Source organism: Streptomyces camelliae (assembly GCF_027625935.1).
Classification (GTDB): Bacteria; Actinomycetota; Actinomycetes; order Streptomycetales; family Streptomycetaceae; genus Streptomyces; species Streptomyces camelliae.
In genome coordinates this window covers 5,280,968-5,295,225 of the sequence record NZ_CP115300.1, presented here as the reverse complement: position 1 = coordinate 5,295,225, position 14,258 = coordinate 5,280,968, and the positions used below count along the sequence as shown (strand labels likewise).

Sequence of the window (14,258 nt, the reverse complement as noted above, 5' to 3'; positions counted from 1 at the left end):
GGACCGGTTCACCGCCTTCTCAGCACGCGAACGGCGGTGAGCCGGGTTCGCCCGTGTATGGTCAACAACTCGCCTGACTTGAAGAGGAGTTGCTTGGCACCTTGAGGGAGTTGGAAGAGGTCTGTCACCTGGTAGGCCCGGCCGCCGAGTTGGATGACGTCGCCACGCTGCACGGTGGTCGCGGAGACCTCGATGGTGGATACCAACGCGCCGCCGGGTGCCCTGCCGTTCACCGCTCCTCCTCCGCGGGCGTGGACCAGTTGGACACCGAGTGACACGGGCACGCGCACGTCTCATAGACGACCGGCAGGTCGATCGGTGCAGAGACCGGGGAGGACTCCACGCAAAGAGGGTGTGTTCCGACATGGCACGCGGTCGACTGGTAGGGGATGGCCGAGGCGTCGGTGACGTGAAGCTGTTGGCGAGGAGGCATCAGCGGGCCCCCGCCAGGGCCGACCAGGCTTCAGCCGGCAGATGGGGAGCGGCGGCCACCGCGCGCGGCCGTACTCGTTCCTCCCAAGCCAGCACGTACGGGCGGACGAGCGCGTTTTCTTCCCCCACAAGCGGGTGACGGTGGTTCGCGGTGTCGGAAGTCCGGCTCAGGATGACCGTTGACACGTCAGCGGACGCAGGGTAGGCGGGGGCGGCCAGTCGTCGAGAGGGCGTTAAGGCGCGCCGATGCCTGCCGTTGGGGAAGTATCGCGCTCTGGTGAGCGAGATGGCACGACGGATACGGTTGAGCACGCTACTCAGCTCCTATCGCTGATGGCTGGTCCCCCGACATCGCCCGTCGTGGGGACCGCTTTACGTACGACCGCCCAGAGGGTGCGGTCGTTCAGGCTGGTGGCGACGAGACCAAACCGATCGGCTTCCGCCACCGCTTCCAGGACCTCCCGCCATAAATCGGCGGAGAGCGAGTCCGGCACCTCCGCTTCGACCGACGCGTACCGGTCGTGCTCCTCCACGCACGCGGGAAGCCCGACGGCGGACAGCCGGGCAGCGATGGCCGCCGCAGTAACTCCCGAAGCGGGCACAGGGCAGCCTCCGTCAACCGGCGATCACTTTCAGTGAAGCTAGTTAACTAGATTAGGGCTAGTGGACTAGATTTTCCATATGCCTGAGCAGCCGCCCTATCTCCGCATCGCCGACGAGCTCCGGCGGCGGATCGCGGAGCACGTATGGGAGCCGGGAGACCGCCTGCCCTCCCGCGCCCAGATCGGCCAGGAGTGCGGCGTAGGCGAGAACGTGGTCCGCCGGGCGCAGGAGCTGCTGATCTCCCAAGGCGTGCTGGAAGGGCGGGCCGGATCGGGCACGTACGTCGCCGAGCCCCGGCAACGGGTCCGAGTGGTCCGGTCGTCGGCCCGGGAACAGCCCAGCGGATCGCCGTTCCGCGCGGACATGAAGGCCGTAGGCAGGCAAGGGGATTGGGAGAGCCGGACCGAGGCCAAGGTGCCGGCTCCGGCGGACATCGCGGCGCGGCTCGGCATCGCCGAGGGCGACCTGTGCGTCCGGACGACGTACGAGTTCCTGGCCGACGGCAGGCCCGTCCAACTGTCGACGAGTTGGGAGCCGTACGACCTCACCGCCGGCACACTCGTAGTGCTCCCCGAGGGAGGGCCGCACGCCGGGGCGGGTGTCGTGAACCGCATGGCCGCGATCGGCGTCACCGTCAGCCACGCCGTGGAACAGCCCGAGCCGAGGCAGGCGACTGCGGAGGAGGCGTCGATACTCGGCATCCAGAAGGCCGCGCTCGTCACGCACATCCGGCGGACGTACTACAGCGACCAAGGGCGGCCCGTGGAGACGGCGGACATCGTGGTGCCCGCCGCTCACTGCGAGATCGTCTATGAGATTCCGATCAACCGATAGCCGCCGGTCAGAGCGCGACTTCTGACATCCACGGCTGACATCAACGAGGCCGGACGGCGGCATACAGCAGCACCCCCGCACGACCGTCGGACCAGCCGTCGACGGCCCCAGGGGCGGGTGTAGATCGAACTCCTAAAGCGGGTGTCGCAGGTTCGAATCCTGCCGGGGGCACCACGTATTACCGCTCTGACCTGGAGTTTCTTCCCCAGGGAGGGGTCCTGTTCGGCCTCGGACGTCTCGTCCGGGGCCGTTTGCGTGAGCGGACGGAGTGCCAGGCCCCGATATTTCTCCGGACGGATCAGCACCGTCCGGCACGTTCCCCTCCGCCGCTTCGGCCTCGGTATGGGGCGCGCGGTACGAGTCGGGCTGCGGCCTCGGTGATGGCGAGGCCGGCCTCGGGCAGGAGGATCGTGTACGTGTCAGCCGTACCGGTGGTCGAGGAGTGGCCGAGCATGACAAGACCCCGGGGAGCTACCTCACCGGCCTCCATCTTCGCGCCTCGATGATCTGGATCAAGGACCTCACAGGAGCCCCCCTTGATCACAACCGAACACGTTCCCCAGTCGAGGGGTTCGGCAACGTGGTTGTCGTGGAGCGCGTAGATCACCGAACAACCCTTGCGGCGGCCGACGACCAGGCCACATCCAGGCCACATGGCGCGGGGTCGGAGGGTAGCCCTCCGACCCCGCATCGTGTGGCCGTCAGTAGAGATTCAAGTAGTTCTGCCAGCCGGCGCCGGCCTTGATCCGGGCGCCGAACGTGCCGTTGCCGCGGCCCGGGTTGACCCAGACGTTTCCGGCGGAGTCGCGTTCCAGCAGGTCTGCCTGGCCGTCACCGGTCACGTCGCCCACGCCGATGATCGTGTTGTATCCCTGTCCCCAGTCGGCGAAGATCTCCTTGCGCGCTGCATAGTCGCCCTTGCCGTTGCCGGCCATGAGCCACAGGTTCCCCTGGTGGTCGTACGCCAGCAGGTCTCCCACCCCGTCACCGGTGACGTCCCCGACCGCGATCAGCTTGGTGTACGCCAGGCCGGTGCGCAGCAGCTTCCGCGCCCCGAACCGGCCCTGGGCGTTGCCCGGGTACAGGTACAGGTTGCCGTTCGACGCGCTCCACGCCAGCAGGTCCGGGTACCCGTCCCCGTTGACGTCCCCGGCGTGGCCGAGCCACTTGAACTGGTTCCAGCCGGTGCCCAGGTCGGTGTAGGCGTTGCCGTTGTACAGGATCGAGTACACGCGCAGATCACCGGACGGCGTGCGCACGAGCACGTCGTTGGCCTTCCGGTCGCGCAGAGGACCGAACGGCACCACCGTGGTGCCGGCGGGCCACGTCGACTTGTCTTTGAGCGGGATGAAGGAGCCGTTTCCGGTGCTGTCCTTGTAGGAGAAGGTGGTCGCCGAGGTGCGGACCAGGATGTCGCCGAAGGTGTCTTGCAGGCCGTTCGCCGACTGGAAGTCGTGGAACGCCGGTGCGCCGCCGGGCAGCAGGGTCGTACCCGTGGTGGTGGCGTCCGGCCCCTGGCCGTCGGCCGGCCGTGCGGTGATCTTCCACGTGTAGGGCCCGATCGAGGGCCGGGTGATGCCCGGCTCGGTGCCGTCCCATTGCGCGGTGAACTGCGCGCGGGCCGGACCGCCGGTGACGGTGCTGACGACCCTGCCGGTGGCCAAGCTCGTCACGGTCAGCGTCCAGGAGGCGATCGGGCGGGTGACCTGCCATGTGCCCTGCCACGCCGTACCGGCGCTCCTGACGCCGGTTGTCGTCTGGCCGTACAGGGCCACGTCGGACGGCGACACCCCGCTGGGCACCACGTGCACCGTGCCGTCGCTGCCCGCGTACGCGATCCCGCCGCCGTACGGATCGACGGTCCAGCCCTGTCCCAGCACGGGGTCGGTCAGGTCGGCGACCTTGCGGGTCTGTGCCGTACCGCTGGTGACGTCGGTGACGCTTAGGACGTGGCCGGAGACGGTCGCCACGAACCCGTCGCCGAGTGCGGTGTCCCCGTCGGTGGTCCACGGCACGGGCACCGACGTGCGGGTCGCTGTGTTGTAGACCCCGGCGCCGCCGTCGGCCGTGGCACAGGCCCAGTAGATCCACGGGCCGTTCGCCCGCAGTACCGACAGCGGGCAGTCCGCAACGGTGAACGTGCCGGGCGCGGGGGCGGTGCTGGGCGAGGTGCTCAGGTCGACGCCAGTGACCGTGCCCGGCGCGGTCTGGGTCCACAGGGTGGTCGCGGACAGTGCGAACGTCTTGAAGGGCAACTGGCGCGTGTTGGCGCCCGTACCGATCTGGATGACCCGCGTCCCCGCCGGTGTCAGGCCGCTGAACGCCTCCGTCGAACCGGCCACCTGGACGTCGCTCAGGTCGGACAGGCCGGTGGGGGTCATGGACCCGGCGCCCGCACGGATGTCGCCGTCCGCCGCGTCCACCACGACCGGCGAGCCGTCGGCGGACGCGAACAGTGCGTCACCCTGCGGCAGATAGGTGGCCAGCGAGGTGGTCGAGCCTGTGGTCCCCGCGGCGTCGACGGGCAGTTCGGTGTGCTGCATCCGGGAACTGCCCGGGGTGTACGGACTGGTGTAGGCGACGGTCAGTTCCCCGTTCGCCAGCGCGAGGGCGTCCGGCCGCCAGGTGGCCGTCGGGAAGTCCGCGAGGGCGGTCGAGTCCACGGAGCCGTCGGAGGCGGCGGTCAGCACACGCAGGGTGGCGCCGGACGCCGATGGCTGCGCGACCACGACCTTGCCGTCCGGGGACTCCGGGTCGGTGAACGGTGCGGCGGTGACCGGGTAACCGGTGCCCAGGGACTGGCCGGGCCCCCCGTTCAGCGGGAGTGCCGACAACGTGAAGCCGGAGTCCCCTCCGTACGTAGACACGATGAGGTTGTCCCCCACCACGCCGACCGGGCGGGACGAACCGGGCAGACTCAGGGTGACGGACACCGGGGGCGCCGTGACGTCGCCTGCGTCGAAGACCCGGACGTCGCCGGCGGCGTTCAGGAAAACGAGCTTGCCGTCGCCGACAGCGAACCGTCCCGTTCCCGGCAGCGAGGACGCGTCGATCACGGAGGTGCTGCCATCAACGTTGATCCACAAATAGTGTTGGGCGCCATCCTGTTCGTAGCCGATCATCATGTGATCGTTGTCCCCGCCGCCCCAAACCGAGCTGCTGAACACGGCGTCGGCCGGCGCGGTGACCGGGGTGAGGGTGCCGTCCGGCGAGGCGAGTGCCAGCCCCCTCCCGTAGTCGGACACCAGGGCCTTTCCGGCGAAGGCGCCGTATACGTAGCAGTCGCAGGCCGTCCGGCGGCTGCCGTCGGAAAGGCTTTGGAACACCAGCGGAGTGCCGCCGGCCCCGTTGGCGTAGAACGCCACCAGCCCGTTGCCGGCGTACCGGGCGTTCCCGCCGCCGGAGGGGAACGCCAGCTGCGTGGTGGTCCCGGAGGCGAAGTCGGTCCAGGCGTAGCTGTTCCCGTAACTGCCGTGCAGGACACCGGTAGAGGAGACGTCGACCACCTGGCCCGGGTCGACGGAGGCCGGAACGGTCTCGGCCGGCAGGGTGATCGGCGCGGTGACCGGTCCTGGTGCGGCGGTGTCCGCCCAGGCGACGGGAGCAGCCAAGGTTGTCGCGAGCACGGTCGCGGTGGCCGCGGCCAGCAGACGGCCGCGTCTGTGAGGGTGTCGAGTCACCCGTTCCTCCCCATGAAGGGAGCGCACCGGGCGCTCAACGCCGGCCATGGTGGGGGGAGGGGGAGCACGCCGGCGGCCGGTACCCAGTCCGCTCAAGTCGCGTCAGTGTACGCACCTTCCCCCCGCACCACGGCAGGGGGCCACACCCCGCGCCGGCACGTGACGTCGCGGGCCTGTCCGTCTTGTTCTTCGAGGCTGCACGGAGTGCCCATGGTCATGCCGCACTGCGGGCCTCAGGTGAAGTGGAAGGCGGAGCGGCGTAGGCGCCAGGCGAAGATCTCGCTGTGGGACATGGGCAGTTGTTCGGTTCGAGGACGGGCGGCCGGGAATCCGGGCCCCTCTTACTGCCAGCCGCCGGTGAAGTCGCTGCTGAGCTGGGCATCGCAGATGTTGTAGCCGCCCGACGCGTGCCCGGACTTCGTTTGCCCATCCACGGTCACGCTGCAGTTGACGTCCCCTGAACCCTGCAGCTGGGCGTTCAGCGTGTAGTACATCGCCCCCTTCTTGAGGGGCAGGGTGGCCTCGAACTTGCCGTTCTTGAAAACGCCCTTGCGGGTGTCGTTGTCGGAGCCGTAGTTGATGTCGAGACCGCCAAGCGCTCCGGCCGGGGCGGTCCCCCAGACTTTGAAGACGACGGTCTTCGGGGCGCCGGCCTTCTTGCTGTCGTCCTTGGCACCGGCGGCCGTCTTGTTGCCGGTCGTGGACTTCGAGGCGCTGCTGCTGGAGTCGTTCGAGCCGCTGCCGCTGACGGCCGCGGCGGCGATGCCGAGGACGACGGCCACGCCGACGAGGCCGAGACAGCCGAGACCGATGACCTTCCCGGCGCCGGGTCCCTTTCTCGGCGACTGCGGCTGAAACGGCGGCTGCCCGTACGGCTGCTGGCCGTGAGGGGCCTGGCCGTAGGGCTGCTGCGGGCCGGCCCATCCGGGATGCTGCGGCTGCTGGTTACTCACGGGTCCCCCCAAGATGTCTGCTGTCGAAAGCAAGATGTGGGACATGTGAAGATGGCGTGCGGTTGCCGCTTACCTACTGGATTCACCCCATCGTGGTAACCGGCCAGGCGTGCACGGCCAGCTGACCCGCACCATGCCGAGAAGGACCCCTGGCAGCCTCGCCATCAGTCCTCGCCGGAACGGATTCAGCACACACGGGGACGGGAAGTCCCGTGAAGACGCGAGAACCACGGAGAGGTGTTTTCCTGGGCCAGACGCCACGTAGTCGACGTTTCCGCAGGTCACAGCCCTGCCCAGGGAAAACTCCTAAAGCGGGTGTCGCAGGTTCGAATTCTGCCGGGGGCACCAGTTCAGAGGGGGCTCACATACCAATTTTGGGAGATGAGGCCCCTCTGGCATCTACAGCTGACATCAACGAGCGCGGTCACAGCGCGGTCACTGACGACCGGGACGCCTCCTGAGCAGCCGGTCCATGTGGCTCATGGCCTCACGCTGGGTGTCCTGGACGACGTGGGTGTAGACGTCGATGGTGGTGCTGATCTGGGAGTGCCCGAGGATCTCCATCACGAGGCGGGGCGCGACTCCGGCCGTCGTGAGGAGGGTGGCGGTGCCGTGGCGGGCGTCGTGCAGGCGGATGACGCGGAGGCCGGCGGACTCGGCGACTCGGGTGAACGAGCGGTAGAGGTTGCGCGGCTCGACGGGCCGACCGTTCCGGGTGGCGAAGACGTAGTCCGACTCCTGCCACTTCTCCCCCGCCTTGGCTCGGGCGGCCGCCTGCCGCATGCGCTGCCAGCGCAGGGGCGCGATGCAGAGGGCGGGCAGCGGGACGGCACGGCGACGGCGGTTCTTGGGGTCGTCGTCGTACAGGACGCCACGGCGGCGCTGGACCTGGTGGCGGACGTACAGGACGCGGTTGTCGAGGTCGACGTCCGACCAGCGAAGGCCGACGATCTCCCCACGACGGAGGCCCATGGCGATGGCGAGCACGAATGCTGCGTAGAGCGGGTCCTTGCGGGAGGCGGCCAGGAAGTCGAGCGTCTCGTCCAGGGTCCAGGGGTGCAGCTCGGGTGTGTCCGTACGGGGCGGCTCAACGAGCCTGGCGACGTTGCGTGTGATCAGTTCCTCGCGGCAGGCGGAGGACAGTGCCGAGCGCAGAACTCGGTGTGATTCCTTGGCGGTTGCTGCGGTGGTGTCCTTCTCCAGGCGCACGAGGAACCGAAGTGACCGCCCGCCCTGACGGGGACCATGTCCGCATCGAGGTCCGCGACCACGGCCCCGGTGGCCTTCGCCGGCGCTGTGCGGCGACTTGCGCCAGACGGCGCCGCTGTGGTCGGGAGCTGAGTAGGCATCGCGCGAAAGATGCAGTCGGTGTCACATGGCAGGAGATCGAGGCGAGACTCTTCGAGTGAAAAACCGGAGCAAGGCCACCTGACCGGCGGTTCGCTGGTTGTTGGGGTGGTCTCCAAACCATACGTTCAGCTCCAGCGCGTACAGCGGCGGCACCCGTGCACGGAGTTCGTCCACACCTGCGACAGACCACAAAGCCGAGAGGAACAGTCATGCGCCTGGTCCGCTGTGCTCTCGCTGCTGCAACGGTGGCGGCTTCCGCCTCAGTCATCGGCCTGCCTCTCTTCTTCACGGACTGGCTGTCCCAGAGTTCCAATGCCACGCAGGTCCGCATGGTCAGCGGCCACGGCATCTCGCGGAGCAAAGCCGCATCGCCCCAGCCCCCCTTCACGAATCCGGACCCTCAGGAATCAGCGCCCCCCTGTTTCAGCTACGGCGGGCCCTACTGCGGCTGGGTGGGGACATACTGGGGCGGCTGCGACAGGGAGTGGGGCCTGAGCTTCGGATTCAAAAACCCTGATTGGCTGTGCCCCCACGACCCCCGCCCGAGCCCCTCGGACACGCCCAGCCCCTCAGGCACATCGGCCTCCGCCGGAAGCAATAGTTCCTCGGCCACACTCAGCCGCGCAGCCAGGCCCAACCGCTCAGCCGCCCCCAGCCCCCTCGGCCACGCCGACCACGGCCGGAAGCAGCAGTTCCTCCTGACCAGTCCCGCTCAAAGACCTCCGGCGACCAGTGGCAGCGGTGGTGCGCACCCACCGGTGGCGGTCGAACCGCAGATACTGCCGAGGGAAGAAGACCTGCTCGGCTCTCGCCCCGATCTCCACACCGGAGTCGGCCGGCCCGTACCGGACGATAGCCACGCAGACTACACAGCGAGTCCTCTACAAGCCGCACAACAGCTACGGGACTACGTCTTCGCCTTCCCGACGACTGCGTGGGTCACGTCCGCGGGAGTGGTGTATCGACGGCCACTCGGTGATCTCTTCTTTGAGGCTATGCGGTGAGTTCCGTCGGGATGACTGTGTCGTCGGTTTCTGACTCGATCGGGTGGAGGCGGGCCTTGGCCAGCAGGTCGAGTCCCATGTAGCGGCGGGCTTCGGTCCACTCGTCGTTCTGCTCGGCCAGCACCGCGCCGACCAGGCGGATCAGGGCGGTGCGGTCGGGGAAGATGCCGACCACGTCGGTGCGGCGGCGGATCTCCTTGTTGAGCCGTTCCTGCGGATTGTTCGACCAGATCTGCCGCCAGATCTCGCGCGGGAACGCGGTGAACGCCAGCACATCGCCCTGAGCGGCGTCCAAGTGGGCTGCCGCCTTGGGGAACTTGGCCTCCAATGCGTCCAGGACGTGCCGCATCTGGGACTGGACTGCATCGATGTCGGGTTGTTCGAAGACGGTCCGCAGCAGCGTGGCCACCCACGGCTGGGCCGACTTGGGCACCTGGCTCAGCAACGCGCGGGCGTAGTGAGTACGACATCGCTGCCAGCTCGCGCCGGGCAGGGTGGCCCCGATCGCGTTGACCAGGCCCATGTGCGCGTCTGAGATGACCAGTTGGACGCCCGATAGGCCGCGGGCGATCAGGGAGCGCAGGAAGGCCAGCCAGCCGGCGCCGTCCTCGGCAGTGGCCACGTCCAGGCCGAGAATCTCACGGTGCCCATCGGCGTTGACGCCGACCGCGATCAGCGCGTGGACGTTGATGATGCGGCCGCCCTCGCGAACCTTCTGCGTGAGCGCGTCCACCCAGACGAACGCGTAGGGGCCGGCGTCCAGGGGCCGGTTGCGGAACGCGGCGACCTGTTCGTCGAGATGCTTGGCCATGGCGCTGACCTGGGACTTCGACAGCTGGGTGACGCCCAGGCTCTCGGCGAGCTTCTCCACTCGGCGGGTGGAGACGCCGAGCAGATAGGCGGTGGCGACCACGCTGATGAGGGCCTGCTCAGCCCGGCGGCGACGCTCCAGCAGCCAGTGCGGGAAGTAACTGCCCTGACGCAGCTTGGGAACGGCGAGTTCGACGGTGCCCGCGCGGGTGTCCCACTCGCGAAGGCGATACCCGTTGCGATGGTTGACTCGCTCGTCGCTGACCTGCCCGTATTCAGCATTGCAGAGGGCATCGGCCTCGGCGGACATGAGCGCGTCCGCGAACGTCTTGACCATCGCGCGCAGCAGATCGGGACTCGCCGCTGCGAGGTTGTCCTCCGCGAGGGCGTGCAGGGGCAGACTGTCGGGTGCGGTCATCGTGCTGATCTCCTTCGTGACTCGACATCTCGAAGATCAGCCGGTGGCCGTTCATCTATGCGGGCGTCACCCCGACGCGGGAGCAAACCCCCGGATCAGGTCGAACCCGTACACCACTTCCCAGGACGCAACCACTGCGTGGGCCGCTGGACGGGAGCTGCACGGATGCGCCTTCGGCGGCCCTGCGTTGGGGCCCGGCCGCCTCCCGGGAGGTCGGTCGTTCGTCAATGGGTATGACTGAGGTGGCAGTACATCAGGCTCCTGATGTGACGTCATGTCAGGGACCAAAGGTGCTGCCGGCTCATCTTCCGGCCGAGTGTCACGAGGCAGAACGGCGTCGGCGAAGCCAAGCCCTGGCGAGCATTCCTAGAACCATCAGCAAACCGCCGGCCGCGATCACGATGTGCTTCGCGTTCAGAAGGCCGGCGCTCCAGCCGGCAGCCGCGCCATCACGCGGAACAGGGGAAATGGTGGCCTCGGGGGCGAGAGTCCCCTGCTCACCCGGGCCGTTTTGATGGTGGTCCCCCTTCTGGGGGAACGGGGAGCCGGACGAGCCGCTCCCGTCAGCAGTTGTACCACCATGCGGACGAGTACCGTCCCCGCGGTCACCGTCCTCCTGGTCGTTGACGCAGTGGGCGGCCGGGAAGGGAAAGGTTCGCTCGTGACGGTCGAAGGCTTTCACCACGAAGAGCGGGTGCACCCGGAAGAAGTCAGTGATCGCAAACTCATACTGGTTGTCGGTCTGGGTGGGATAATTCACGTCCATATACGTCAAGACAGTAAAGCTGTCCCACGGAGCCGCCGGCGACGAGGACGAGGATCCCGAAGCCCCTTGAAGAACGACAGCCTCGGGCCCACGCCGGCCATCGGTCAGAATTGCCCTCAGGTTGTTGTCGATGAGCACGACACGGCGCTGGCTGTGGCAGTCACGCCAGGGACTGTGGTGACCGTGGTGCCCGTCCCCTTCGTGGAGCCACAGGGAGCCGGACGCGTGCCGTGCAGACACCTGCGCAGCGACGCCGGCCGACGGAGACACGAGGGCGATAGCCGCGCCCGCCAGCAGCGCTGCAACCCAGGGACGAAGTTTCATCCGATGACCCCCATGGCCGGCGGACGCAGGCGACCACCTGCTGGGCGACACATCGATCTCAGAAGAAGTTAAGAGAGATCAACTCCTCACATCGTGAACATCCTCGGGGGCCGTACTCCTTGTCACTCAACCGCAGCAGTCTCACGCGCCGCTTGCTCCGGTCCGCACGGTGATCCAGACGAAACACCCTCAGAGCTCGTGACACGATCTTGTTGCGGTGCCCTGGTCGAGCGTGACCAGTACGACGATTCCGCCGTTCGTGAGGTGTGGGCAACCGGCCGTGGATCGTGGACGACCGGCTGTGCCTGAAGTACATCCTGTACGTGCTCTACAACGATGTGAGCGGCCAACTACTGCCGCTGGAGCTGGGGTTCGGCTCCGGTCAGACCTGCTGGCGCCGGCTGGGCCGGTGACACGAGGCCGACGCCTTCGACCGGTTGCACCGTCTCCTGCTCGCCGAGTTGTACGCGGCCGACGCGCTGGACTCGTCGCGGGCCTGCGTGGATGCGTCCCACATCCGCGCGAGAAGGGGGGCGAGGGCACCGGTCCGTCGCCGACGTCAACGACGGCACTCAGACCCTGGCCCTCGCCGATGGCATCCCGACTCGGCAAGTAGAAAATCCTCCCATCCCAGCTCGGCAGGCACCTCACTGTGCCAGGCACTCCCCGTTCCGGTCGCCGACCGGTGGATCCGGCTGAAAGTCCTTTGCAGCAATCCTACTGAGGTACCAGAAGGTCGCTGCATAGACGATAACTGCGATCCACACATAGAGATTATTGCAGACCAGCATGCTCCATTCAGCTTGGGAGGTTCGTTGGATGATTCCCATCGGAGGCGTCCTGTCCGGGAGTTTGGACTTTCCGACGATCCATGAGAAGAACAGCATGACGAAGGCCGCTACAGAGAGGGCGGCCCACCGTCGATGCCCTTGGACGTGATGGACCCCGATCACCAGGAGCAGGATCACCCAGACCCAATGGTGGCTCCAGGAAAGCGGAGATGCGAGACAGCTGGAGATGCCCACAATGCTGATCGCCAGCAGTTCCTCACCGCACCGGTGAGCCAGGGCAGCGAAGGTCAGGGCAATAACTACGGTCAGCCCCGAGAGGGCCATCCAAAGTAGTGTCGGCGGATTAAGAACATGCATCTGACGGGACAACAGTCCGGCAATAGACTGATTTCCCACATTGGTGACTGCACCGATGCGACTTGAGTCAAGAAACAGCCCTCCCCAGTATTTTGCCGAATCTCCAGGAATAACAAAGAAGCCGATCATGATCGTGGCCAGAATTGTCAGCACGGATACGAGGGCGGCTTTGAATCGGCGTGTCACCACAAAGTAGACAACGAAGATACACGGTGTGAGCTTGATAGCGGCTGCGATACCGACCCCCACTCCTCGCGCCCTGTGAGAGCCACGGGGCGCACAATCCATCATGATGAGGATCAAGAGCAGTAGGTTGACCTGCCCGAGCACTACAGTGGTCCGCACCGGTTCGAGCCAGAGAGCGAAACCTCCGACGAGGAACGTCATGGCAAGCCGGCCGTGGTTGGGCCTGTACCCCAAGAAGCCCCACGCCATCCACACCACCACCAGCGGCGCAGCAAGATTCACACATGTCACCAGGAAGCGCAGGGAATCCATCGAGAAAAGCGTGAGCGGCACGAAACACAGTGCGGCGAACGGGGAATACGTGAACTGCAGCCCATCATAAACGCTATGATCGTAAAGCGGCAATGATGCCGTGACCCGTTCCGCCCCGGCGCGATACACCTCTGTGTCGATAAGCCACCATACGTCTTTGGCCCAAACGGTCCACATATGACCGATGATGGCAAGTGTAAAAATCGCAATTCCGAACACTGACACTCGAATCCGATCTGGAAATACGCGCTCCAGCTCGGCCGCAGCATTGCACGGTCTGCGACTCTTCACCTGACCGGCCCCCTTACGGCGAGATAGCACATGAATGAATTCACCATAGCGAATGGCTGTAGACTTGAAGCCTCACGTGAACCGTGTCGAGGTCAAGAACGTGAGAGACAGGTTCGGGTGAGCCGTGCCAATATCTGCGGGCATGAAGAGAGGGTGCTCAGATTCCGTTTGTGGGCACCGCGCTGTGCGTCAAGAACAATGAGTGGGCCGGTACCGCTCGGTTGTCGGGCATGCGAGGGAGTCGACGCCCTGCTGCGGGCCGGTGTCGACTGCGACAACTTCCACGTCGACACCGCGAGCGGCGCGAAGGCGTCCCGCCCAAAGCTCGACCTTGTCCCTCCAACTGCTGCGCGAGGGTGACACATTGAAGGTCACCCGGCTCGACCGGCTCTCCCGCTCCGTGCTGCACCGAGTGCCCCTCGGCGCCGACCTGCGCGAGCGCCGCATCGAGCTGCACGTCATCGACCAGGGCATCGGCAATTGATCTCTACCGCAGGTAGCCCACGATCAGCGCATGCCCCGGAACAGCGTCACCGGGCCGGGATCGGCTGAGTGAGGTTCACCGGGTTGCCGTCGGGGTCCTGGATGTGGGCGACGCGCTGTCCCCACGGCATGTCGTTGGGGCCGCCGCGGACCGAGCCGCCCAGCGCCGCCACCCGGCCGAGCGTCTCGTCGACGTCGTCGACACCGATGCTGAGCGGGATCCGTGACCCCGCCCCAGTCCCCGGGTTCGCCTTGGCCACCAGCCCGAGGTCGGTGTCGCCGATGCGCAAGCCGAGATAGAAGGCCGGGCCTTCGGTCGGCACCCGGAAGATCTCCTCGGCGCCGAAGAATTTCGTATGGAAGCCGAGCAGAACGTCCTGGTCGGCAGTCACGATCACTGGCTGGATGGTGGACGTGGACTGGAGGCGGCCGTGGTCGCGCTGGGCGTGATCGCACCGGCCGCCTCCCTGGTGGCCCTCCGGCTGTGGCGGTCGCCGTCGGGGCAGCGGGAACGAGAGCCGGTGGTCGTCGTCGAGCACGAACACGCCGACCTCGACGGCGACCACCCCCATCTCGCCAGTGCCACGCGGGTCGGGACCGGCCGGCGGCACAGCCACGGCCACCGTCACGACCCGCTGCACGCGGCCCACTTCTGACCGCCTAC

At 67.0% G+C, this 14,258-nt stretch carries 13 protein-coding genes and 2 pseudogenes; 4 read left to right on the top strand and 11 right to left on the bottom strand.

All coding sequences use genetic code 11. The features are described from left to right. Positions 1–8: 8 nt before the first annotated feature. Together O1G22_RS24235 and O1G22_RS24230 are read right to left on the bottom strand one after the other, a co-directional pair. Positions 9–233, bottom strand: a complete 225-nt coding sequence (locus tag O1G22_RS24235) for a hypothetical protein (RefSeq protein ID WP_270083241.1) — start codon at positions 231–233, stop codon at positions 9–11. Positions 234–749: 516 nt separating this feature from the next. After that, positions 750–1,034, bottom strand: a complete 285-nt coding sequence (locus O1G22_RS24230) for a hypothetical protein (protein ID WP_270083240.1) — start codon at positions 1,032–1,034, stop codon at positions 750–752. A gap of 79 nt (positions 1,035–1,113) precedes the next feature. Here O1G22_RS24230 and O1G22_RS24225 point away from each other — a divergent pair, with 79 nt between their 5' ends. Further along, positions 1,114–1,869, top strand: coding sequence for a GntR family transcriptional regulator (locus O1G22_RS24225; RefSeq protein ID WP_270083239.1), 756 nt, complete (start codon positions 1,114–1,116; stop codon positions 1,867–1,869). A gap of 562 nt (positions 1,870–2,431) precedes the next feature. Here O1G22_RS24225 and O1G22_RS24220 read toward each other — a convergent pair. From O1G22_RS24220 to O1G22_RS24190, 7 genes and pseudogenes are all read right to left on the bottom strand, one after another. Beyond that, positions 2,432–2,509 (bottom strand): annotated as a pseudogene (locus tag O1G22_RS24220) (transcriptional regulator); the annotation flags it as partial. 61 nt (positions 2,510–2,570) lie between these two features. Continuing rightward, complete coding sequence (locus O1G22_RS24215; RefSeq protein WP_270083238.1) at positions 2,571–5,549, bottom strand: FG-GAP repeat domain-containing protein; 2,979 nt, start codon at positions 5,547–5,549, stop codon at positions 2,571–2,573. Between the two features lie 341 nt (positions 5,550–5,890). Next, entirely contained in the window at positions 5,891–6,502 is a 612-nt protein-coding gene (locus O1G22_RS24210; protein WP_270083237.1) for a hypothetical protein, read from the bottom strand. Between the two features lie 435 nt (positions 6,503–6,937). After that, positions 6,938–7,720: pseudogene (locus O1G22_RS24205) on the bottom strand (tyrosine-type recombinase/integrase); the annotation flags it as partial. Positions 7,721–8,493: 773 nt separating this feature from the next. Further along, positions 8,494–8,712 (bottom strand): hypothetical protein, encoded by a 219-nt coding sequence (locus O1G22_RS24200; protein WP_270083236.1) that lies wholly within the window; start codon positions 8,710–8,712, stop codon positions 8,494–8,496. A gap of 133 nt (positions 8,713–8,845) precedes the next feature. Then, complete coding sequence (locus tag O1G22_RS24195) at positions 8,846–10,084, bottom strand: IS256 family transposase (protein WP_270079380.1); 1,239 nt, start codon at positions 10,082–10,084, stop codon at positions 8,846–8,848. A gap of 319 nt (positions 10,085–10,403) precedes the next feature. Further along, the gene (locus O1G22_RS24190) at positions 10,404–10,988 is read right to left on the bottom strand and encodes a hypothetical protein (protein WP_270083235.1); all 585 of its coding nucleotides are present in this window, start codon (positions 10,986–10,988) and stop codon (positions 10,404–10,406) included. A gap of 452 nt (positions 10,989–11,440) precedes the next feature. Between O1G22_RS24190 and O1G22_RS44920 the strand changes: the two genes are divergently transcribed. After that, positions 11,441–11,587 carry a hypothetical protein gene (locus O1G22_RS44920; RefSeq protein ID WP_428986397.1) on the top strand — a complete coding sequence of 49 codons (147 nt, stop codon included), beginning with the start codon at positions 11,441–11,443 and terminating at the stop codon, positions 11,585–11,587. A 234-nt stretch (positions 11,588–11,821) separates the two neighbouring features. Here O1G22_RS44920 and O1G22_RS24180 read toward each other — a convergent pair whose 3' ends face one another. Further along, entirely contained in the window at positions 11,822–13,111 is a 1,290-nt protein-coding gene (locus tag O1G22_RS24180; RefSeq protein ID WP_270083234.1) for a glycosyltransferase 87 family protein, read from the bottom strand. 331 nt (positions 13,112–13,442) lie between these two features. Here O1G22_RS24180 and O1G22_RS44915 point away from each other — a divergent pair, with 331 nt between their 5' ends. Further along, complete coding sequence (locus tag O1G22_RS44915; RefSeq protein ID WP_270083233.1) at positions 13,443–13,595, top strand: recombinase family protein; 153 nt, start codon at positions 13,443–13,445, stop codon at positions 13,593–13,595. A gap of 46 nt (positions 13,596–13,641) precedes the next feature. Here O1G22_RS44915 and O1G22_RS24170 read toward each other — a convergent pair whose 3' ends face one another. Continuing rightward, the gene (locus tag O1G22_RS24170; RefSeq protein ID WP_270083232.1) at positions 13,642–13,992 is read right to left on the bottom strand and encodes a VOC family protein; all 351 of its coding nucleotides are present in this window, start codon (positions 13,990–13,992) and stop codon (positions 13,642–13,644) included. 33 nt (positions 13,993–14,025) lie between these two features. On the opposite strand from O1G22_RS24170, the gene O1G22_RS24165 reads away from it, so the two are divergent. Further along, a complete protein-coding gene (locus tag O1G22_RS24165; RefSeq protein WP_270083231.1) occupies positions 14,026–14,250 on the top strand; it encodes a hypothetical protein in 225 nt (74 codons plus the stop codon). The last annotated feature ends 8 nt before the right edge of the window (positions 14,251–14,258 follow it).